Origin of the sequence: Leeuwenhoekiella sp. LLG6367-2.1 (assembly GCF_045055775.1) — a bacterium.
Lineage (GTDB): Bacteria > Bacteroidota > Bacteroidia > Flavobacteriales > Flavobacteriaceae > Leeuwenhoekiella > Leeuwenhoekiella aequorea.
Genome location: NZ_CP159331.1, coordinates 375,857 through 398,159, shown reverse-complemented (window position 1 = coordinate 398,159; position 22,303 = coordinate 375,857). Strand labels below are relative to the sequence as shown.

Annotated in this window: 17 protein-coding genes; 5 read left to right on the top strand and 12 right to left on the bottom strand. The window is 36.2% G+C overall.

Translation table 11 applies throughout. The features are described from left to right. Positions 1–13: 13 nt before the first annotated feature. The 4 genes from ABVM53_RS01825 to recG form a co-directional block, all read right to left on the bottom strand. On the bottom strand, positions 14–520 hold the full coding sequence (locus ABVM53_RS01825) for a hypothetical protein (protein ID WP_405328790.1): 507 nt from the start codon (positions 518–520) through the stop codon (positions 14–16). Further along, a complete protein-coding gene (locus ABVM53_RS01820; protein WP_405328788.1) occupies positions 517–1,239 on the bottom strand; it encodes a hypothetical protein in 723 nt (240 codons plus the stop codon). Before ABVM53_RS01820 ends, ABVM53_RS01825 begins: the two co-directional genes overlap by 4 nt. Positions 1,240–1,309: 70 nt before the next feature. Beyond that, positions 1,310–3,736, bottom strand: coding sequence for a phenylalanine--tRNA ligase subunit beta (pheT, locus tag ABVM53_RS01815; RefSeq protein ID WP_405328786.1), 2,427 nt, complete (start codon positions 3,734–3,736; stop codon positions 1,310–1,312). A 166-nt stretch (positions 3,737–3,902) separates the two neighbouring features. Then, positions 3,903–6,008 (bottom strand): ATP-dependent DNA helicase RecG, encoded by a 2,106-nt coding sequence (gene recG, locus ABVM53_RS01810; RefSeq protein ID WP_405328785.1) that lies wholly within the window; start codon positions 6,006–6,008, stop codon positions 3,903–3,905. Positions 6,009–6,119: 111 nt separating this feature from the next. Here recG and ABVM53_RS01805 point away from each other — a divergent pair, with 111 nt between their 5' ends. Both ABVM53_RS01805 and ABVM53_RS01800 read left to right on the top strand, forming a co-directional pair. Beyond that, a complete protein-coding gene (locus ABVM53_RS01805) occupies positions 6,120–8,189 on the top strand; it encodes a M1 family metallopeptidase (protein WP_405328783.1) in 2,070 nt (689 codons plus the stop codon). Next, positions 8,189–9,112: a patatin family protein gene (locus tag ABVM53_RS01800; RefSeq protein ID WP_405328781.1), complete on the top strand. Its 924-nt coding sequence runs from the start codon at positions 8,189–8,191 to the stop codon at positions 9,110–9,112. Before ABVM53_RS01805 ends, ABVM53_RS01800 begins: the two co-directional genes overlap by 1 nt. Before the next feature lie 5 nt (positions 9,113–9,117). On the opposite strand, the gene ABVM53_RS01795 is transcribed toward ABVM53_RS01800, so the two are convergent. The 7 genes from ABVM53_RS01795 to ABVM53_RS01765 all read right to left on the bottom strand — a co-directional run bounded on the left by ABVM53_RS01795 (position 9,118) and on the right by ABVM53_RS01765 (position 15,959). After that, a complete protein-coding gene (locus tag ABVM53_RS01795; RefSeq protein ID WP_405328779.1) occupies positions 9,118–9,516 on the bottom strand; it encodes a hypothetical protein in 399 nt (132 codons plus the stop codon). A 100-nt stretch (positions 9,517–9,616) separates the two neighbouring features. Next, positions 9,617–11,077, bottom strand: a complete 1,461-nt coding sequence (locus ABVM53_RS01790; protein WP_371457109.1) for a potassium/proton antiporter — start codon at positions 11,075–11,077, stop codon at positions 9,617–9,619. Between the two features lie 87 nt (positions 11,078–11,164). Beyond that, positions 11,165–11,683 carry a DUF3124 domain-containing protein gene (locus tag ABVM53_RS01785; protein ID WP_405328777.1) on the bottom strand — a complete coding sequence of 173 codons (519 nt, stop codon included), beginning with the start codon at positions 11,681–11,683 and terminating at the stop codon, positions 11,165–11,167. Positions 11,684–11,818: 135 nt separating this feature from the next. After that, the gene (locus ABVM53_RS01780; RefSeq protein WP_405328774.1) at positions 11,819–12,337 is read right to left on the bottom strand and encodes a hypothetical protein; all 519 of its coding nucleotides are present in this window, start codon (positions 12,335–12,337) and stop codon (positions 11,819–11,821) included. A 3-nt stretch (positions 12,338–12,340) separates the two neighbouring features. Then, positions 12,341–13,954: an FMN-binding glutamate synthase family protein gene (locus tag ABVM53_RS01775; RefSeq protein WP_405328771.1), complete on the bottom strand. Its 1,614-nt coding sequence runs from the start codon at positions 13,952–13,954 to the stop codon at positions 12,341–12,343. A gap of 169 nt (positions 13,955–14,123) precedes the next feature. Then, a complete protein-coding gene (locus tag ABVM53_RS01770) occupies positions 14,124–15,404 on the bottom strand; it encodes an amidohydrolase (RefSeq protein WP_405328769.1) in 1,281 nt (426 codons plus the stop codon). A 9-nt stretch (positions 15,405–15,413) separates the two neighbouring features. Continuing rightward, a complete protein-coding gene (locus ABVM53_RS01765; protein WP_405328766.1) occupies positions 15,414–15,959 on the bottom strand; it encodes a DsrE family protein in 546 nt (181 codons plus the stop codon). A 197-nt stretch (positions 15,960–16,156) separates the two neighbouring features. Here ABVM53_RS01765 and ABVM53_RS01760 point away from each other — a divergent pair, with 197 nt between their 5' ends. Next, the gene (locus ABVM53_RS01760; RefSeq protein ID WP_405328763.1) at positions 16,157–18,484 is read left to right on the top strand and encodes an ATP-dependent helicase; all 2,328 of its coding nucleotides are present in this window, start codon (positions 16,157–16,159) and stop codon (positions 18,482–18,484) included. A gap of 90 nt (positions 18,485–18,574) precedes the next feature. Here ABVM53_RS01760 and ABVM53_RS01755 read toward each other — a convergent pair whose 3' ends face one another. Continuing rightward, complete coding sequence (locus tag ABVM53_RS01755; protein WP_371457115.1) at positions 18,575–19,399, bottom strand: UDP-2,3-diacylglucosamine diphosphatase; 825 nt, start codon at positions 19,397–19,399, stop codon at positions 18,575–18,577. Positions 19,400–19,557: 158 nt separating this feature from the next. Between ABVM53_RS01755 and aroC the strand changes: the two genes are divergently transcribed. Together aroC and ABVM53_RS01745 are read left to right on the top strand one after the other, a co-directional pair. After that, positions 19,558–20,622: a chorismate synthase gene (gene aroC, locus ABVM53_RS01750; RefSeq protein ID WP_405328761.1), complete on the top strand. Its 1,065-nt coding sequence runs from the start codon at positions 19,558–19,560 to the stop codon at positions 20,620–20,622. Positions 20,623–20,848: 226 nt separating this feature from the next. Beyond that, complete coding sequence (locus ABVM53_RS01745; protein WP_371457117.1) at positions 20,849–22,294, top strand: dicarboxylate/amino acid:cation symporter; 1,446 nt, start codon at positions 20,849–20,851, stop codon at positions 22,292–22,294. Positions 22,295–22,303 lie beyond the last annotated feature (9 nt).

Genomic DNA, 22,303 nt, shown 5'->3' with positions numbered 1-22,303 from the left:
AAGCATTTTAGAATTAATTTCTAAAATGCTTTATAAGTGTGTAGCCGCAGAATACTGCGATAAATCCACTAAGAACTATTCTAAAAGTGGGTAATTCTTCCCCTTGAGTGAGCGGATATAATCGATATAGAGAATATAGCAAAAGGCCAGCATTTAAGGCCAGGTTCAAAACAGAGCGCTTGGGATTTTTCTCTTTTTGAATAAGTGTGTCTGTGGTTTCGGTTACATCAGGTTCTTCTTCAAGTCTGCTTTGTGTAGCTTGCTCCTCTAATTCGCTATCAGATAATTCGGTATTTGAAAAGATTTTCTCGACCATATGTTTAGCCTTTACCAGATTTTCTTTCTCTACAAATACCAATGCCTGATTGACATAGTTAGTACCAAAACCTGCACGTATCGCGCTTTCGCCATCATTGCGTACTACGCTATGAATACCGGCTTCTTTTAAGTGATTTTGAAGAAATTTTACGTTTAGTTCTGATCCCGTGTAAACACGCTCGTAGTTAGAATCTTTAATCATATTGCTTTATCAAATTTGCATTTCCAGATGGCATTATTAAAGTTTTTACCTAATGCAAAACCGTAAAATAGAACAACAGCTGCAATAGATTTAAACATAAAAAAGAATACCATAAGATCCTGACTAAATGTTTGTTTAGGTGAGAATAATCCGTCCGGTACTAAGAGTGTTGCTAGCACACTAGATAATAGGATGGTAACTATTAAATTTTCAAAATTTTTAAAGGGCCACATCATCAATTTTCGCAATGGATGTAAATCATTACCCCATTTATGAATTAAATAATAATACCCATTACCCATTGGCGCAAATAATAAAGGATCATCTGTTTTGTTAAGTACAAACATTTTTGATGGTGCCATTATTTTAAACCCCTGTAATTGTAAATTATGTTCTTGTTCAAGTTGCGTAATTTCTGAAAGGGCTTCTTGTGGGAAAGTACCTTTAAACAATCTAGAATCTAAGAATCTCAATCTATAATTAATACAGATTTTCTTTATACTGCTCTCACTAAATATGCGATCAGTATCTAAAATATCAAAGTCAAAATCATTGAAATCTTCAATCGAGTCACTAGCAAGATTTTCTAAGATACGTTCGTTTTGTGAAGGAGTTTTCTTTAGAAATTGGTGTACCCAATTAATAACTAAATCTCCTTTTGATTTTCTAAACTGTTCACGAAGTAATTTATCGTGAATATTAGTCTTCTTTAATAGCATTTTCTTTTTTTTTTAGCATTTAAAGTTAACTAATACATCAATAATTTACAAGATGGTAAATGCTAAAGTATTATCGTAGCGTCGCTTCAAATCGATCTTCAAAACGTCGCTGAAGTTTTTGCATTATCTTATCTATTTCTTTGTCTGTTAGTGTTTTGTTTTCATCTTGTAATGTGAAGCTCACAGCATAGCTTTTCTTACCTTCAGGTAGATTTGCACCTTCGTAAACATCAAATAGAGCCACATTTTTTAATAGATTTTTTTCTACATTATGCGCTTCTTGATAGATATCATCAAACAAAACATCTTTGTTAAGTAGTAATGCGAAATCACGACGAACAGCAGGGTTTTTAGGTATAGGTTTAAAACTAATTTTATTTTGTTTGATTAATTCGAGTACAACATCCCAATTAAAATCTGCAAATAGAATTTCCTGATCAAGATCAAAATGATTGCGTATGGTCTTAACTACTACTCCAAATTCTACAACAGTTTTTTTGTTTATAGTATAGCTTAATCCTTCAGAGAACTGAGCGTTTTTAACCGGCTTTACAGACCAATCGGATATGCCTAAACGAGATAAAACGGTTTCAACCGTACTCTTTAAATTAAAGAAGCTAGCTGGTTTCTGAGGTGCGTTCCAGCTTTCTGCATTATTGTTACCGCTTAAAAATACAGTCAGATGTTTGTGCTCTTCTCTTCCTCCCGGGAAATTGTGGTAACTCTTTCCGAATTCAAATAGTTTTAAATCTGGCTGTCTTCTGTTTGTATTAAAAGCAAGCACTTCTAAGCCTGAAAATAAAAGAGACTGTCTCATTACAGAAAGATCTGTACTCAACGGATTAAGCATCTTCACACTGTAATCTGCTTTAAATGCAATATTTAAAACAGCATACTCAGGATTAGTTAATGAGTTATTGAGAATTTCATTAAAGCCTTGATCTGCAAGTAGGTTTCCGATAACCTGTTGTACTTTATGATCTGCAAAACGACTGCTTTTTGATATCGAAGCATTAAGTTTTGCTTTAAACTTGATTTTATTATACCCATAAACTCGTAGAATTTCTTCTACTACATCTACTTCACGAGTGACATCATTACGATATGCAGGAATTGTCATCCCAATACCAGATTCTGTAATGTTGTTAATTTTAATATCTAAAGATGATAATATTGATTTTATCGTCTCTTTAGGAATTTCTTCTCCAATTAATTTTTCTGCGCGCTCAAAATTTAGAAATACCTGGTGATCTTCAATCTTTTTAGGATAGATATCAATTACATCACTTGTTACTTCACCGCCACCAGTTTCCTGAATTAAAAGAACCGCACGTATCAATGCATATTCAGTTAAATTAGGATCTATTCCGCGTTCAAATCTAAATGAAGCATCTGTATTGAGTCCGTGACGTTTTGCACTCTTACGTACACTCACCGGATTAAAATAAGCGCTTTCTAGAAATATGCCCGTAGTTTCTTCAGTTACACCACTATTTTCACCACCAAACACACCGGCAATACAAAGCGGTTTTTCAGAATCACAAATCATCAAATCTTCTTCGTGAAGTTCGCGCTCTATACCATCCAGAGTGGTGAATTTGGTTCCTGCTTCAACGGTCTTTACGTTTATTTGCTTTCCGCTTATCTTAGAAAGATCAAATGCGTGAAGCGGCTGACCGAGTTCGTGGAGCACATAATTTGTAACGTCAACTATATTATTTTTAGGAGTTAGACCTATTGCTTTAAGTCTATTTTGTAACCAAGCGGGTGATTCTTTAACTGTGATTCCACTTACTGTAATACCGCAATAACGCGGAGCACGCTCTTGGTTAAGAACTTGAACGCTTATTTTTTGTGTGCGATTATCTATTCTAAAAGCACTGGTAGAAGGGGTGATAAATTCACTGTTAACACCCATTTGTATAAGTCCTGCCCGAAGGTCGCGCGCAGTTCCCATATGGCTCATTGCATCGGCGCGATTAGGAGTTAGGCCTATTTCAAAAACCTCGTCATCTTCAATATCATATACTTCAGATAAATTTGTGCCGGGTACAAGATCTTGATCAAGTATCAAAATACCGTCGTGACTTTTTCCAAGACCTAATTCGTCTTCAGCACAAATCATTCCGTTGCTCACTTCGCCGCGTATTTTGCCTTTTTTTATTTTCCAGGCTTCTCCTTTTTCATCATAAAGTGTAGTGCCTACAGTAGCTACAGGTACTTTTTGCCCGGCGTCAACGTTAGGTGCGCCACAAACAATTTGAATGGGTTCTCCGGTTCCTATATCAACGGTTGTAATCTTAAGGCGATCTGCATTAGGATGTTTCACACAAGTTAAAACGTGACCTACTACAATACCTTGTAGTCCACCTTTTACACTCTGAAAAGCATTTATACCTTCTACTTCAAGACCTAAATCTGTAAGTAAATTGCCTGTTTTTTCGGCTTTCCAATCAATATTGATAAACTGTTTTAACCAGTTGTAGCTTATTTGCATTCCCCTTAATTTTAAAAGGGCAAATATAACATTTAAGCTGTTTTCTTTAGCACGAAGTTGCGTTTAATACGCGTACAGTTGTTCCTTTTTTATCTAATTTAATATCAGGAAATTTCAAAGATGATAACGATCCTCCTTGTAAAAAGCAAAGCATTGATTCAATTGCTTAGGATATATAATTCCATATATTTTTATATTTCATCAACTGCGCATACATCTGGCGTATAGGGAGATTTTCTTCTTTTAATAGCTGAGGATCCTCATCGAGTAACGCAGATGCATAATTGCGAGAAATTTTCATTATTTCATTATCTTTTATAATATCTGCAATTTTTAAATTGAGTACTCCGCTTTGCTGGGTTCCCATAATATCACCAGGACCACGTAGTTTTAAATCGACTTCGGCAATTTCAAAACCATCATTTGTGCTGGTCATCGTTTGTAAACGAGTTTTACTATCTTCAGATAGTTTGTGTCCCGTCATTAATATACAAAAACTTTGATCTGCACCACGTCCTACACGCCCTCGCAGCTGGTGTAATTGAGACAAGCCAAAGCGCTCTGCGCTCTCAATAATCATTACCGACGCATTGGGTACGTTTACGCCAACCTCAATCACAGTTGTAGCAACCATTATTTGTGTTTCTCCATTTACAAAGCGATTCATCTCATAATCTTTATCGGCAGGTTTCATCTGGCCATGAACAATCGAAATTTGATATTCTGGCATAGGAAACTCCCGACTTATACTTTCATAACCGTCCATTAAATCTTTATAATCCAGCGCTTCGCTTTCTTGAATAAGTGGATAAACAACATAAATCTGACGACCTTTTTTAATCTCATCCCGAATAAACCCAAAAACCTTCAGTCTATTATTATCATAGCGGTGAACCGTTTTAATAGCTTTCCTACCTGGAGGCAATTCATCAATTACAGAGACATCAAGATCACCATACACACTCATAGCCAAAGTACGGGGGATAGGTGTTGCAGTCATAATAAGAATATGCGGAGGCAAACTATTTTTATGCCACAGTTTGCTGCGCTGTGCTACTCCAAAGCGATGTTGCTCATCGATAATGGCGAGACCTAGATTCTTAAATTTTACTTTGTCCTCCAGCAGCGCGTGCGTTCCTATTAAGATATTTAAAGAACCATTTTCCAGATTTTCGTGAATAATCCTTCGGGCTTTAGTACGTGATGATCCGGTAAGCAATGCTATATTTATATCAAGATTTTTACAAAGTTCACTAAGCCCTTGATAATGTTGTATTGCTAGTATTTCAGTTGGTGCCATTAAGCAAGCCTGAAAATCATTATCTATAGCGATAAGCATCGTTAGAAGTGCAACAATGGTTTTACCACTACCCACATCTCCTTGTAATAAACGATTCATCTGTGCTGGCTTGCCCAGATCATTGCGTATTTCTTTAACTACACGCTTCTGTGCTTCTGTAAGTTCAAAAGGTAAATGCTCATTATAGAATTTGGTGAAGTAATTTCCTATTTGTTCAAAAGGGTAGCCTTTGATTTTCTGTTTATGTAGTTTATTTTTTACGAGTAGTTGGAGCTGAATATAAAAAAGTTCTTCAAATTTTAATCGAAACTGTGCCTTAGCTAAACTTTCTTGACTCTGCGGAAAGTGGATATTTAAATAGGCTTCTTTCTTCGGAATAAGTTTTAAGGTATCTAAAATGGAGTTTGATAATGATTCGTCAATTGCGTTATGCACTTCCTGAAATAAAGTTTGCATAAGTACATTAACAACGCGGTTAGTAATGCCTCGATTAGTCAATTTTTCGGTAGAAGGGTACACAGGTTGCATTGCAACGCGTAAACTTTTTTCATGTTCTTCTAACAATTCGAGATCAGGATGAGCAATAGAATACAAACTCCCAAAGCGCTGCACTTTTCCAAAAATCACATAAGGAATATTAATTTTTAGACTTTCTCGTATCCATTTAAGACCTCTAAACCAAACTAAATCCATAGATCCGGTTTGATCGATAAATGTTGCTACGAGTCGTTTAGCTCTTCCTTCCCCAGCCGTTTTTATATGTGTTATTTTGCCTATAATTTGTACATCTGCACTTGTAGGTTGTAACTGTGCAATTTTATAGTACTGCGTTTTATCTATATACCGGTTAGGAAATAGATTAAGAAAGTCCTGATACGTATGAATTCCTAATTCAGAACGTAATAAAGTAGCTCTGTTAGGTCCCACACCTTTGAGATAATCTATAGGGGTTTGTAGCTTGCCGGAGTTCATGATGACGAAGATATAAAACCCAACTATTTTATTCGCGTTTTACTTTGTCCTTAAGTGAGCGGTTTTGAAATCAAATCCTTAATTTGGCAGGCTATAAGATAGTATGACTTTATGAAATTGATTTTTACGGCTTTTTTCGCTTGCTTTACAAGTGTATTTTATAGCCAGCAGACCGAAACGGTTGACTTTGAGCGCATTTATGCCCTTTTAGATTTTGATTATCCCAATGGTACAGTTACCGGCGAATTAGAAGTGAAATTTACGATGCTTGACGATGCTGATTTTGTGTATCTCAATGCAAAAAACATCACTAAATATTCTTCTACCCTTAACGGTAAACTTATAAGTACGCATACAGATGATGGGCGTATGATATTTACCAAGAACTTTTTAAAAGGAGAAACGTATTCACTACTCCTAAAATATACTGCAAAACCCGATAAGGCGCTGTATTTTGTAAATAATGGAGGTTTTCAGCAAATATGGACACAAGGTCAAGGGAAATATACATCTAACTGGCTACCCAGTATTGATGATATGAATGATAAGATTGAGTTTGATCTTTCTATAATAGCATATCCCGGGCAGGAAGTAGTTTCTAATGGCGTTCTTATTGAGAAAGAAGAGAAAGGTGAGAAGTTTATCTGGCACTTTGAGATGACAGAGCCTATGTCTAGTTATCTGGTTGCCGTCGTAATGGGAGACTACCGTAAAATTAAATATGTATCTGATTCTGGTATTCCTATGGAGCTGTATTACTATCCTACAGACTCAATGAAGGTTTTAAGCACTTATAAATACAGTAAAGAGATTTTTAATTACCTAGAAGAGGAAATAGGTGTTAAGTTTCCGTGGCCAGTTTATCGACAAGTTCCTGTAAAAGACTTCTTATATGCTGGAATGGAAAACACGATGGCTACTATCTTTAGCGATCAATTTGTTGTAGATAGAAACGGCTTTATAGATCGTAATTATGTGAGTGTAAATGCACACGAACTGGCGCATCAATGGTTTGGCGATTATGTAACAGCAACCTCAGGAACACATCATTGGTTGCAAGAAGGATTTGCTACATATTATGCACTTCTTGCAGAACGAAAAGTTTTTGGTGACGACTATTACTACTGGCAACTTTATAAATCTGCGGAAGAATTAAAGGCGTTAAGCGATAAAGGCAAAGGGGAGCGTTTATTAGATCCCAAAGCAAGCTCTCTAACTTTTTATCAGAAAGGTGCTTGGGCATTACATATTTTACGTGAGGAAATAGGGGATGAGGCATTTAGAACAGGTATTAAGAGTTACCTTAATAACTTTAAATATAAGAACGCAAGTACCGAAGATTTCTTAAAAGAGATGCGCAAGTCAAGCGGAATGGATCTTATCGAATTTGAGAAAAACTGGTTGCAACAAACGGCTTTTCAAGACAAAGCAGCTTTAGAAGTTCTGAAAAAATCTCCAATCATTCAAAAATATATGCGCGTTGTTGCACTGCGTAATGTTCCTTTTAATCAAAAGCAAAATAAATTACTGGACTTACTTGCCTTACCAGATGAATATACCGGTCAGGAAGCTGTTTATCAATTAGCAGACGTATCACCTGCAGCTGCATCGCGAGTGTATGAACGTGCATTTTATACTAATAATCCGTGGGTGCGACAAGCCATTGCACGTACGGTTCAGAAAGTACCTGTAGAGATGAAGACTAACTATGAGCGCTTGCTCAATGATGATTCTTACATTACACGAGAACAGGCATTACTTAATTTATGGTCGTCTTTTCCTTCAGATCGTCACAAGTATTTGAACCAAATGAAAGGAGTTCAAGGGTTTTCTGATCACAATATCGAAATTACCTGGTTAGCGCTGGCTATTTCAACCTTAGATTATGAAGAAGCTTTTATACGCGATCACTTTTTTAGACTTACCCGATTTACAGGAAATCGAAATTCTTATGCTACACGCCAAAATGCATTTGAGAAGTTATACCAACTTCAACTTTTTGAACCTAAGAGTTTAGAAAATTTGGTGGATGGCTGTTTTCATATAAACTGGAGATTTTCAGAATCGTGTAAGAATATTTTAAATATGTTGCTGAAAGATCCAGAATGGAAGAAAGAGCTTAAAAAGCTTGATCTAAAAGATGAAAAGCAACGGAAATTTTTAGCTGAAAAATTAGTTTAATGCGTGCATTAGTAATATCTGGTGGAGGAAGTAAAGGCGCATATGCCGGAGGAGTTGCTCAATATCTTATTGAGGAGCAAGGGCATAAATATGATTTGTTTTTAGGAACATCTACCGGAAGTTTGCTAATCTCACAGCTTGCAAATAACAATATTAAACGGGCATACGAAGTATATACGAATGTCAATCAAAATACCATTTTTAATGTCAACCCTTTTAACATTAAATCTAAAGGCGATCGGGAATATGTTTCTATAAATTACTGGAATACAGTCTGGCAGTTTATGCGCCGCAAACGCACTTTTGGGGAGAGTAAAAATTTACTGAAAAACATTAAAAAAAATCTTTCTAAAAGCGAATTTGAGCATATAAAAAGAACTGCTGCAGATGTTGTAGTGACTGTGTCAAATCTCACAAAAAATACCGTTGAGTATAAATCTATTCGTAACTGGGAATATGAAGATTTTTGCGAATGGATCTGGATAAGTTGTAATTACGTTCCTTTTATGAGCTTGGTTAATAAAAAGGGATTTGAATATGCAGATGGCGGTTTTGGCTGTATCGTACCCATACGTGAAGCTATTAGAAGAGGAGCTACCGAAGTTGATGCTATTATCCTTGAATCTGAAAATATGGAATACAATAAAGTACTCGGTAAAAATCCGTTTTCTTTAATGGTAAATCTATTTGGATTTTTGATGGATCAAGTAGAGTATCACGATGTAATTGTGGGCAAACTTGCAGCAATTAATAAAGATGTACCACTTAATCTATATTACACTCCGTCTAGGCTTACAGAGAACAGTCTTATCTTCAATAAAAAGTTAATGACTAACTGGTGGCAGCAAGGCTGGGAATATGCTGAAGATAAAGCCAAACAAGCGCAGGATAATAGATTGAAAGAAATAGCTGAAACTGATTAAGCAGGTTAATTAACCGTAATAGTCTTTTCAATAAATGTATCTGTACTACTTTTAAAACGTAATGTATAAACGCCGGCTTCGGTAGGCGTAAAAGTGTATGAAGCTACCCGTATAGGTACATTCATCGTGCAAATACAACCTTTGTAAATTGCTTCAACACTTACGGTTATTGTGTTTCCATCTATGGTTTCTATAAATTCATTAAACAAACCGCAGCCATTAGTAACCGGAAAGAATACTTCTAAAATTAAGTCTTTATTTACCTCGGTTTCTGTTTGACCTTTAACATCAATGACGACAGCTTCTGCAGTGCTCTCGCAATCTTGATTTTCAGTATCTTTAGTAGTTGAGCATTGCAATGCGAGAAATGCTACAATAGCCAATAAGATAAATTTTAATTTCATTTGTTATTTTAAAGCAGATGTAAGAATTAGAAAGAGGTTGCGTAAGTTTGATAATTTTATCTTTCGCAATTCGAAAAAAAAGTATTGAATCCTTCAAAAATTATCTATTTAAGCATACTTCTACCTCTTCAATGCCTGCTTCATTTTCAGATAGAACAACGAGTGTATCATTCTTATTAATTACCGTAGATCCATTAGGTGTTAAGAATTTATCATTGCGTTTAATCATTGCAATAATTGCAGTTTTAGGAAAACCCAATTCAACAATTTTTTTATCTACAGCATAACATCGGGGCGTTATAACAATTTCTTTCATTGCTGTTTTAGGAATTTCAGAGATAAACCGAGCAACATCAGTATTAGCCTCCTTAGATTCTGGTAATGCCACACCAAGCCATTTTGCAACAATACCCAGTGTTGTACCTTGTATTAAAACAGATGTTACCGACACGAAGAATACAATATTAAATATAATACTTGCCTTTTCTATACCTGCTAGTAGCGGGTATGTTGCAAATACAATAGGCGCCGCACCTCTCAGACCAACCCAAGATATATAAAATCTTCTTTTCAATTTCATTTTAAAAAAGGCGAGACTTAGAAAAACTCCAACAGGACGGGCTACAAATATTAGAAATAAAGAAACAACAATGCCTATACCAAAGAAGGGTACAATTTGAGTAGGAAATACGAGAAGACCTAACGTAAGGAAGAGAACAATTTGCATTAACCATGCAAGACCATCAAACATTTTGAGAATGGTCTGTTTGTGTATGAGGTCTTGATTACCTAGATAAACAGAGCATATGTAAATTGCTAAGAATCCGTTTCCGCCTATAGATTCTGTCGCAGAAAATGTTATAAACATTAATGCGATTACGAGAACGGGATATAAACCTTCAAAACCGAGTTCGATTTTATTTATGATGAGCTTACTCAGTTTTCCGAAGACAAAACCTGCGACACCACCCACAATCATTTGACGTAGTAAAAGGGGAATCACCGAGAGTATACCTTGATCTTGATTAATGACCAGCGTTAAAAAGGCTATCGTTAATACATAGGCCATCGGGTCGTTACTTCCGCTTTCTAATTCTAGAGTAGGTCTCAAATTGGTCTTAAGAGCCAGACTTTTTGAACGTAATATTGAGAAAACTGCAGCTGCATCTGTAGAGGATACGATTGATCCTAATAACAGACTTTCATAAATTGTAAAATCAGTTAAATAAAAAACAAATAAGCCTAATGTAACTGCTGTCAAAAGCACACCGAGAGTCGAAAGCAGGAGACCTTGCTTAAGAATGGGTTTTACGCTTGACCAATGCGTATCTAGACCACCAGAAAATAAAATAAAATTTAAGGAGACGATACCTATAAATTGAGCGATCTCCATATCGTCAAAAATAATTCCACCTATACCATCTGATCCCGCGGCCATACCAATACCTAGAAACAGAAGAAGAGTAGGAACCCCAAATTTGTAGGAGGTTTTACCTACTACAATACTTATAAAAAGTAGTAAAGAGCCTATTAAAACAATATTTTCAATGGTGATATTCACGTTGAGAGCTTTAATTCGTAAAAATAGACATAATGCCTAAAGTCGGTTGAAAATAATGTAAATACTATTAATTCTATATGCTGAAAATTACTGAATTCTTTTTCCTTGCGTGGTAAATGAAAGTCCTTGTTGGCCACGTGTAGAGATCATTATAGCTTCAAAAATAGGATCTGTAAGCTCAGAATCATCAAGCCAATCTATTATAAAATTAGCACCTGTTCCTCCGGTATTATCAGATTCTTCAATGATTATATCTACCGTTTCTAGGGGTTTTATAAATATAGGATAATCAAAATAAGTACGTATTAGTTCGCCTGAAGTACTATAATAGGCTGCTTTGGTAAGATATATAAAATCTTCTGCACTTGTATTGCGTAAACTTACAGTAACAGTAAGATCGTGGGTATTATGTTCTGATGTACTATAGATTTCTGAATAAATCCCTAAGTAAGACTTTGCTTTAGTAAGAGAGTCATTTGCGGGTAATTCTGCACTTCGTTTTTGCCAATTTACCGGATTTACAGAACTCATTTCTTTCTGCTCGGTACACGAGCTCAAAAATATAGCTGAAAGAAAAACTACAAAAAGGGAGTGTATAATTTTCATAGTATCAAAAATAGCATAACAAACTTAGCAATGTGTTTTTAAAGTGAGCAACCTCACTAATTTCTTTGATTTATAATTTTGAATCAAAGCAAACTGCACAAAAAAAACGCTTTACTCAAAATAATAGCTTTTGTCCTAACTGAATAGTTCTTTAGCCTCCGTTTTTAAATAAGAAAGTGCGACATATATTGGATCTTCTGCTTCAGAATAACTGGTTATTAGATTTTCACGTAGAGCATCTGCAGAGGTCGTCTCTGTATTTAAAACTTGTTTTCTAAGCTGTGCAATTAACGTGTTCTTAGATGATTTAATAATATTCCAGCATTCATCAGACATATAAATCTGTTGCGATAAATTGTGATCAAATTCCTGCTGAATTTGAGATATAAGCAATTCAACGTAATTTTTTTTATCTGATGAGGTAGGTTTAACACGTATTAATAATTGAATAAGATTTACTCGTTCAAGAAATAAAGTAAGTCTTTCATATGCTTGTAAGCGCAGCGGAAGTGTTTCTGATTGAAATTCTTTATGAAGTATAAATCGTCTTCGTCTATCTTCATTTTTCAGAAAGCCATCAAAAAAATAATAAGCCAGACCACCTACGACAAGGGCAGGCAAAACCGGAATAAAAAAATCTAAAATATCATTCATAATTTAGTAACGCACTTCTTTCTTAGTTTCAACTTTGTTTTTTCTGCCGGCAGTCTCTTTATCATAATTTCCTCCAAGATATTTGCAATCCAGAATTTCATTCATTCCTGCAAATGGAACTTCAACTTTATGATAGGTAAAGCAAGCGGCAAGTGTTTGAGTTAGGTTTTTATCCCCTAGAGTCAAATCTACATCTTCTGTCGTTAATTGGCAGGGATGTTCATAGCCACAAGCGTGTGTGATCTCAATCAATTCTTTTCTAAAATTTTTAAAATAGAAATTTGTTCGTACCGCTTTATCTTCAATGTTGATTCCAGATTGCAACCATTTATTTTGTGTAGCAACGCCACTGGGGCAAGTATTATTATGACAGGCTTTCGCTTGAATACACCCAATAGAAAGCATAGCCTCACGAGCCACATTTATCACATCTACACCCATTGCGAATGCCATTGCACCTTTTGCAGGTAAACCTAACTTTCCACTGCCTATAAAAACTATACGCTCTGTAAGGTGGTGCTTTTTAAATATTTTATATAAATCACTAAAGGCATAAACAAATGGTAAAGAAACGTGATCTGCAAAGCTGGGAGGTGCAGCTCCGGTTCCGCCTTCGCCACCATCAACCTGAATAAAATCTGGTCCTTTACCAGACTTCGCCATAAGTTGGGCGAGTTTTTCCCAATCTTGTAACTTTCCTATTGCAGCCTTTATGCCCACTGGTAATCCTGTAGCTTCCGCAATATCTTCTACAAATTGCAATAATCCATCTACGCCTTCAAATGCAGCGTGGGTAGCAGGAGAGATCACATCTTTACCCATAGGCACGTGACGAATCTCAGAAATCTCTTGTGTGATTTTTGATGCAGGAAGTACACCACCTTTACCGGGTTTAGCTCCTTGTGATAGTTTTATTTCTATAGCTTTTACTTCTGGATTTGCTTCAACCAAAGCCACCAGTTTTTCCATAGAAAAATTACCTAATTCATCGCGTACTCCAAAATATCCAGTTCCTATTTGAAAGATCACATCTGCTCCTTGTTTATGATATGGAGAAAATCCGCCTTCACCGGTGTTATGATACGCGTGAGCCAATTTGCAACCTTTATTGAGGGAAGCAATTGCACGAGCAGATAGAGACCCAAAACTCATTGCAGAAACATTAATCGCAGATCCAGGTCTATAAGGCTTTCTACGCTTGTTATGCAACCCCATGACTTTAGCACACGGTAAAAAATAGGGGTTCTTAGAATTGGGATGATCTAGAGGAGCTTTAAACGCCATCATTGCGTTATTAATGAAAATATAGTTGGCTTCGTAAATATTTTGATCTGTACCAAAACCCTCGTAATTATTTTCATTTTTTGCAGATGCGTAAATCCAGCCACGTTCGATTCGATTGAATGGAAGCTCTTCGCGATTATTAGCAACGATATACTGCCTGATTTCTGGACCAATACTTTCTAGCATATATCGAATATGACCTACTATTGGAAAATTGTGGGTGATTATATGTTTCTTATTGAAAAAGACATCACGAATTGCAATAATTGCTAATACGAGAATAATATAAATCCACCACGGTATATTAGATAGAAATAAAAGAATATCGTTCATAAAAAAGTTTGAATTTCAAACGCCAAATTTACAGTTTCCATCAGCATCTATATTGATGCTTTTTGAGAATTCAGTATAATAAATTGTGATTTTTGCAATAAAGAGATCGTTCTAGTTTCATTTCTCATTATATGTTTAAAATGAAAGTAGTGTAGCTTCTGGTATTGAATTATTTTTTATTTAAATAATCAAGAGTAAGCTGACTCATAACTTTTACACCCAACAACATACCTTCATCGTCTATCATAAAATCTGGAGTATGGTGTGGATACGCCTCTGTATTGCCAGGTGTCATACCACCCAGAAAAAAGTAAAAGCCAGGCACTTCTTCTTGAAAGTAGCTAAAATCTTCACCTCCAGTAGTTGCTTTAACCAGATTTACATTAGTATCTCCAGCAACCTGTTTTAAAGTAGGCAGCATTTGTTCAGTAAGCTTCTCATCATTATACGTTATTGCCGTATTACTTTGAAATTCTATCGTTGCGCTTCCTCCATATGCTTTGGCAAGACCTTCTGCCATTTCAGTCATTCTACGTATTATAAGCTCGCGCATTTTAGGATCAAGGGTTCTTACCGTACCTATGAGTTCTGCACTTTCAGGAATTATATTAAAGCGTACACCAGAGGTAATTTTACCTACAGTAATTACAGCAGGCTCTACCAGTAAATTAGATTCTCTGCTTATTATAGATTGAAAACCGTCTATAATTTTTGAAGAAATATATATCGGATCAACTCCACCCCAGGGCTGTGAACCGTGAGTCTGTTTTCCTTTTACATTAACGACAAATCGTTCTACAGCCGCCATTATGCCACCCGGTTTATAATTGATTTGCCCTACTGGAGTTCCGCTATTTATGTGTAACCCAAAAATAGCATCAACATCGGGGCTTTTCAAAACACCTTCTTTGATCATTAGGGAAGCACCACCTTCTTCACCCGGAGGTGGACCTTCTTCTGCCGGTTGAAAAATAAACTTTACAGTACCATTAATTTTATCTTTGTGTTGTGCAAGAATTTCTGCAGTACCCATTAAAATGGCTACGTGAGTATCGTGGCCACACGCATGCATAACGCCGGTTTCAGCACCTAGAAAATTTGCCGTAACAGTGCTTTTAAACGGTAAATCATTTCGTTCGGTTACAGGAAGAGCGTCAATATCTGCTCGCAAGGCGACAACCTTACCGGGATTGTCTCCTTTTAAAATACCTACAACTCCCGTTTTGGCAATTCCCGTCTCTACTTCAATTCCTAATGACTTGAGGTGTTCTGCAATTTTTTCGGCAGTCTTGAATTCACGATTACTTAATTCTGGATTTTCGTGAATTTCATGCCTCCAGTTAATTACTTTGTCTTCGATAGATTCTGCTGCCTTCATTATTGAAGCATCCGGTGATTGTGCAAATGCGGTTATGCTGATGATAAAAATGAGAATGTTGAGTTTTTTCATAATGTAAGTTTAGAACGAGATTAAAGCGTAATTGAGGTTTTGATAATAAACAAGTGCATTCATAGCTGATAATGCCATTTGTGTATGTTGCCATCTTTTTTCTGAAGTGATACCGCGTGAACCAGCAGTTTGACCACATAGTACAATAGGAATATTCAGTGCGTGTAACTGCTCCAGAAGCTTTAAGTTGGGATTGTCTACACCGAACTTTTCTTTATAATATTGATTAGTTAATAACCCAAAAGCCGCACTTCCATGAACTACAAGTACTGGCTTAAGGTGATCTTGGGCAACTCCTGCTGAAGTATTCATATTTAAAAAACGCGCAACGGTATTAAAATAGGGATTTAGTTCTGCTGGGTTTTCAGGAGATTGTGCAATATCAAAAACCACTCTATAGGTTGCTGTTGTGTCTACAGGAATTTCAGGTTGAGGGACAGTATAGGTTTCACCAAACTCTGTCAATAACGGACCAGAAATTTTCTCTTGCGCGAAGCTAGTATTAGGAAATGAGCAAAGTAATAGTGTAAAGACAAGTAGAAATCTAAAACGCATAAGTTGTAGGTTAGCTTAAAGTTATTGAAAATTCATCTAAAGCTACGTTTAATGATTCGCATTTCAAATTTGCATACCAATTAATGGCAATGCTCTTAAATTTAGAACAAATCGATATTTCTTAATAACTATATGGCTAGTAATTCCTCTAAAAAGCCAAGATTCCTTAATTTTCACTTCTTAAAAAATCAATTGTTTTGGAGGCACTTTTAGAAGGATTAAATGACGCACAGCGTGCACCGGTTTTACAAAAAGATGGTGCAATGATGGTAATAGCTGGTGCGGGTTCTGGTAAGACACGCGTACTTACTATGCGTATTGCATATTTAATGCAACAAGGTGTAGATGCATTTAATATATTGTCACTCACATTTACCAATAAAGCTGCCCGCGAGATGAAAACGCGTATAGGTACTATCGTGGGTAATAGTGAGGCAAAAAACTTGTGGATGGGTACTTTTCATTCCGTTTTTGCTAAAATACTGCGTATTGAAGGACATCATTTAGGCTTTCCTCCTAATTTCACTATTTATGATAGTCAGGATTCTCAACGTCTTATTTCTGCTATTATAAAAGAAATGGGATTGGATAAGGATATCTATAAATACAAACAAGTTCATAGTCGTATATCTTCTTTTAAAAACAGCCTGATAACGGTAAAAGCCTATTATCAAAATCCAGAATTGATGGAAGCTGATGCAATGGCTAAAAAGCCTAGAATAGGTGATATATACAAGGAGTATGTAGACCGTTGCTTTAAGGCAGGTGCAATGGACTTTGATGATTTATTACTACGTACTAATGAACTTTTAGCGCGATTTCCTGAGGTTCTTGCAAAATATCAAAAGCGTTTTCAATATATATTAGTAGATGAGTATCAGGATACAAACCATTCTCAATATTTAATTGTAAAAGCACTTGCAGACCGGTATCAAAATATTTGTGTAGTAGGAGATGATAGTCAGAGTATATATGCATTCCGTGGAGCTAATATCAATAATATTTTAAATTACCAGAAAGATTATGAGGATGTAAAAGTCTATCGATTGGAGCAAAATTATCGTTCTACAAAGAACATCGTGGAGGCAGCAAACTCGGTTATTGAGCATAACAAAACAAAGTTGGATAAAATTGTATGGACTGCAAATGACAACGGTCCTAAGATCATTGTTCATCGATCACTTACAGATGGGGAAGAAGGGCGCTACGTTGCAAGTACCATTTTTGAAGAAAAAATGAATAAGCAGCTTAAGCCAAGTGATTTTGCCATTTTATATAGAACTAATGCCCAATCTCGTGCAATGGAAGATGCTTTGCGTAAGCGAGAGATTCCCTATCGTATTTTTGGTGGTTTATCTTTTTATCAACGTAAAGAGATTAAAGATGTACTCGCTTATTTGCGCGTATTAACAAATCCCAATGATGAGGAAGGCTTAAAGCGCATTATTAATTTTCCTGCTCGAGGAATAGGAGCAACTACCATAGATCGACTTGTTATTGCTTCGAAGCAATACAATAAATCAATTTTTGAGGTGATGGAAAATATCCAGCACATCGAGATACAAATTAATAACAGCACAAAAAACAAGCTTTACAATTTTGTAAATATGATTAAGAGTTTTCAGATCACCGCTGAAAACGCTGATGCTTTTCTTACCGCAGAAGAAGTTGCACGAAAAACCGGATTACTTCAAGAATTAAAGAAGGATGGAACCCCGGAAGGAATCGCACGTATAGAAAATATTGAAGAGTTACTTAATGGTATTCGGGATTTTGTAGAAGGACAGAAAGAAGTTGCAGATGCGACCGGTTCACTTGCAGAATTCTTAGAAGATGTTGCTTTAGCTACAGATCTCGATAAAGAGGTCGATGATGTAGATCGCGTGTCTATGATGACGATACACCTAGCTAAAGGATTAGAGTTTCCGTATGTTTTTGTTGTAGGAATGGAAGAAGATTTATTTCCTAGCGGAATGAGTATGAATACGCGAAGTGAACTCGAGGAAGAGCGCAGATTGTTTTATGTAGCCTTAACGCGTGCCGAGCATCAAGCTTATTTAACGTACACCGAATCACGCTATCGATGGGGAAAATTAATAGATGCTGAACCTAGTCGATTTATAGAAGAAATTGATGAATCTTTCCTGGATATTCAAACACCAATGGAGTCATACAGATACAAACCATTAGTAGATACAGATATTTTTGGGGAACCCGATAAAAGTAAACTTCGATTAAAGAAACCTATTGCAGGCAGTGCTCCTACAGTTGGGAAACCCTCGGCAGACCAACTTCAGAAATTAAGAAAACTACGTCCTCAAGGTTCAAGCACACCTCCATTGCAAACAGATGATTTAAATGGAAATTTAAAAGCGGGAAGCAGGGTAGAACACAATCGTTTTGGTCACGGAGAAGTACTAGGAATTGAAGGAATAGGTCAGGATCAAAAAGCTGAAATACGTTTTCAAACTGGCGGAATTAAAAAGTTATTATTGCGTTTTGCTAAACTGAAGATTTTAGAATAGTGATGGTATACGCAACCATTTAAGGATTTTAGTATTTTATATAAGAACAAACAATTTTAAAAATCCCAAACCTCTAGGTTTTGGGATTTTTTAATTAAATATTTTAATCGAAGCCAATAAAGCAACAGGATCTATTTCGGTATTTACAGAATCATCATCTTGTGATATGGGTAGATTTTGCTTTTCATACTCCATGAGTGACCAGGTTTTATCGTGATATTCCAGAGCAGTTAGATTTTCAATCCAGTCCCCGCTGTTGAGGTACAAACAGCTACCTGTTGCATTTATAACTTTACGCATTTGTGGTTGATGAATATGGCCACAGATTACATATTCAAATTTATTTTCTATAGCGAGTTCGGCTGCAGTTTCTTCAAAATCGGTAACAAAACTTACCGCTTTTTTTACACTGTTTTTTATTTTTTTTGAAAGGGAATATTTGGGTCTTCCAAGGCTTACGAGACACCAATTGATAAAACTATTAAGCACAATTAGAAAGTCGTAACCCCAACCGCCTAACTTGGCAATCCATTTAGTATGCTGTATTGAAGCGTCAAACACATCACCGTGAAAAATCCACGCTTTTTTTCCATCGAGATTCAATACCAGTTTATCAATTACAGAAATATTACCGAATTCTACCGGACTGAACTTACGCAGTTTTTCATCGTGGTTCCCTGTGATGTAATACACTTGAGTGCCCTTCGCGGCAAGTGAAATAATTTTTTTAATAACCTGCAGGTGAGATTTGGGAAAATACCGCTTTCTAAACTGCCAGATATCTATAATATCACCATTGAGCACCAGAGTTTTAGGCTTTATGCTTTGCAGGTAATTTACGAGTTCTTTTGCCTGAGCGCCATAAGTGCCTAAATGAACATCAGAAAGGATAACAAGTTCTACGTTACGTTTCAAAAACTATTATTTTAAACAAATAAAGGCCACAGGTGTTACTACACCTTTATCTGAATATTAAATTATTTTTTATAAATCGATTTTAGCAGGTTAATTAGATGCTTTATCACGCTAGTTTTTAACTAAAACATTTTAATTTCGCTAATTAAACTTTTGATATGGCTGGGAATACATTTGGTAAACTATTTACGCTAACGACATTTGGAGAATCACATGGAGAAGCTATAGGAGGCATTATAGACGGTTGTCCTGCAGGGATTGAATTAGATTTAGATGCTGTACACCGTGATATGGAACGTCGCAAGCCGGGACAATCAAAAATTGTTACCCAGCGTAAAGAGCCGGATAGTGTTCAGTTTTTTTCTGGAATATTTGAAGGAAAAACCACGGGTACTCCAATAGGATTTAATATTGTAAATACAAATCAAAAGTCTCACGACTACAGTCATATAAAGGATACTTATCGTCCCTCTCACGCAGATTATACATATGATAAAAAATACGGTGTGCGCGATTACAGAGGAGGAGGACGATCTTCTGCACGAGAAACAGCAAGCCGGGTAGCTGCTGGAGCAATAGCTAAACAGGTTTTAAAAAATATTAAAATTAATGCATTTGTAGATTCGGTGGGAGAAATCCATATGACTACGCCCTATCAGGAACTTGATTTTTCACAGATAGAATCTAATGATGTGCGCTGTCCAGATCAGGCTTTTGCCACAAAAATGATTGACAGAATTAAAGAAATACGCAAAGCAGGTGACACTATAGGAGGTACGGTTATGTGTGTGATTCAAAATGTACCTGTAGGATTAGGTGAACCTGTATTTGATAAACTTCATGCTGAATTAGGGAAGGCGATGCTTTCTATAAACGCTGTAAAAGGCTTTGAGTATGGTAGTGGTTTCCATGGAGCTTCAATGAAAGGAAGTGAGCATAATGATCTCTTTAATGCAGATGGCAGTACGACTACTAATCTTAGTGGCGGTATTCAAGGAGGAATAAGCAATGGGATGGATATCTATTTTAGAGTTGCATTTAAACCTGTGGCTACCATCATGCAAAATCAACCTACTATCGATAAAGAAGGAAACGCTGCAGAAATGCAAGGTAAGGGACGTCATGATCCTTGTGTTGTGCCCCGTGCCGTACCTATCGTTGAGGCAATGGCTGCTCTAGTATTAGCAGATTTTTTCCTTATAAATAAAGCATCAAAAATTTAATATAGTACTATACTATTTACAAAACGCTGCACGCTTTCGTGTGGCGTTTTTTTAGGTTTATTCTATTTTTTAAGCCTCTCCAATACAAAACCTATTTGCGCGCTTATTTTTTTCTCTACAATTTTAGCTTTTTACTAACAATACGGCATCAAAAGTCGTTGCGGGCTTATTCTAAATAAGGATTTTGTTTATCTTTCGCAATAAGGAAAAACACCTCTATTATTTTATGAAAAAACTAGCATTGCATTGGAAGATTATTATAGGTCTCGTACTTGGTATTTTATGGGCCTTAATTTCAAGCCAAATGGGATGGAGCCAATTTACAATTGACTGGATCGCACCTTTTGGAAAAATATTTATAAATCTTCTGAAGCTAATCGCAGTGCCATTAGTGCTTTTTTCTATAATAAGTGGAGTTGCAAATCTTGGTGATCCTGCGAGTTTAGGAAGAATGGGTGGTAAAACCTTGTTAGCTTACTTGTTAACTACAGTACTGGCTGTGAGTATGGGTTTACTTCTGGTAAATGTAATACAGCCCGGAAAGTTAGTTGATGATCAAAGTCGTATAGATAACCGTATTAGTTATGAAATATGGGCGGCTGATGAAGGGTATAAAATTAAAGACGGAATAAATTATCTCCAGGATCCTGAGTTTATGGAGCGTGCCAGAGAGATATCTGATTTATCTCGTAGTGAGTTAAAAGATGCTTCGGTAAGTGATAAGATGGAGACTGCTAATGCAACAAAAGATGCAGGGCCTCTTCAACCATTAGTAGATATTGTACCCGATAATTTCTTTGCCTCTTTAGCAGATAACGGACTGATGTTACAAGTAATATTTTTTGGTTTGTTCTTCGGTATAAGTATGCTATTTATAGATCCAAAAAAATCAGCTCCGGTAACACGTGCGGTAGACGGTATTATGGAAATCTTCTTGAAAATGGTTGACCTTACTATGCAAGCTGCACCGTTTTTTGTATTTGCATTGCTGGCAGGTGTTGTGAGCCAGATGGCCGGAAATGATATTAGCAAGGTTGTCGAGATATTTAAAGGATTGAGTTGGTATTCCTTAACCGTTGTACTGGGTCTAGCGTTAATGATATTTGTAATTTATCCTATCATTTTTAAAATATTTGTAAGGAAGGTATCTTACTTTGGCTTTTTTAAAGCTATGGGTCCTGCACAAACATTGGCCTTTTCGACTTCTAGTAGTGCCGCAACTTTACCAGTAACTATGGAGTGTGTGGAAGATAATCTTGGTGTAGACAAAAAGGTTACAAGCTTTGTATTACCTATAGGGGCAACCGTAAATATGGATGGTACTTGTTTGTATCAGGCGGTAGCTGTGGTATTTTTAGCTCAGTTGCATATGATAGATCTTACAATAGCACAGCAATTAACCATAGTTCTTACTGCTACACTTGCCTCTATAGGTTCTGCTGCGGTGCCAAGTGCTGGTCTGGTAATGCTTATAATAGTTTTAGAATCGGTAGGTTTAAATCCTGCCTGGATTGGAATTATTTTTCCTGTAGACCGTATTTTAGATATGTGTCGTACTGTAGTAAATGTTACAGGAGATGCAACAGTTTCTTCGGTGATCGCAAAAGGAGAAGGGCTTTTTAATTATAATCCTAACAAACATCCTGACGAGGCATTTGATGTCGAAGAATAAAAAATACCT

Bases quoted from the DNA above. Each gene is read 5' to 3' on its own strand.
- ABVM53_RS01825 (WP_405328790.1), bottom strand. From the start codon at position 520: ATGATTAAAGATTCTAACTACGAGCGTGTTTACACGGGATCAGAACTA.
- ABVM53_RS01820 (WP_405328788.1), bottom strand. From the start codon at position 1,239: ATGCTATTAAAGAAGACTAATATTCACGATAAATTACTTCGTGAACAG.
- pheT (WP_405328786.1), bottom strand. From the start codon at position 3,736: ATGCAAATAAGCTACAACTGGTTAAAACAGTTTATCAATATTGATTGG.
- recG (WP_405328785.1), bottom strand. From the start codon at position 6,008: ATGAACTCCGGCAAGCTACAAACCCCTATAGATTATCTCAAAGGTGTG.
- ABVM53_RS01805 (WP_405328783.1), top strand. From the start codon at position 6,120: ATGAAATTGATTTTTACGGCTTTTTTCGCTTGCTTTACAAGTGTATTT.
- ABVM53_RS01800 (WP_405328781.1), top strand. From the start codon at position 8,189: ATGCGTGCATTAGTAATATCTGGTGGAGGAAGTAAAGGCGCATATGCC.
- ABVM53_RS01795 (WP_405328779.1), bottom strand. From the start codon at position 9,516: ATGAAATTAAAATTTATCTTATTGGCTATTGTAGCATTTCTCGCATTG.
- ABVM53_RS01785 (WP_405328777.1), bottom strand. From the start codon at position 11,683: ATGAAAATTATACACTCCCTTTTTGTAGTTTTTCTTTCAGCTATATTT.
- ABVM53_RS01780 (WP_405328774.1), bottom strand. From the start codon at position 12,337: ATGAATGATATTTTAGATTTTTTTATTCCGGTTTTGCCTGCCCTTGTC.
- ABVM53_RS01775 (WP_405328771.1), bottom strand. From the start codon at position 13,954: ATGAACGATATTCTTTTATTTCTATCTAATATACCGTGGTGGATTTAT.
- ABVM53_RS01770 (WP_405328769.1), bottom strand. From the start codon at position 15,404: ATGAAAAAACTCAACATTCTCATTTTTATCATCAGCATAACCGCATTT.
- ABVM53_RS01765 (WP_405328766.1), bottom strand. From the start codon at position 15,959: ATGCGTTTTAGATTTCTACTTGTCTTTACACTATTACTTTGCTCATTT.
- aroC (WP_405328761.1), top strand. From the start codon at position 19,558: ATGGCTGGGAATACATTTGGTAAACTATTTACGCTAACGACATTTGGA.
- ABVM53_RS01745 (WP_371457117.1), top strand. From the start codon at position 20,849: ATGAAAAAACTAGCATTGCATTGGAAGATTATTATAGGTCTCGTACTT.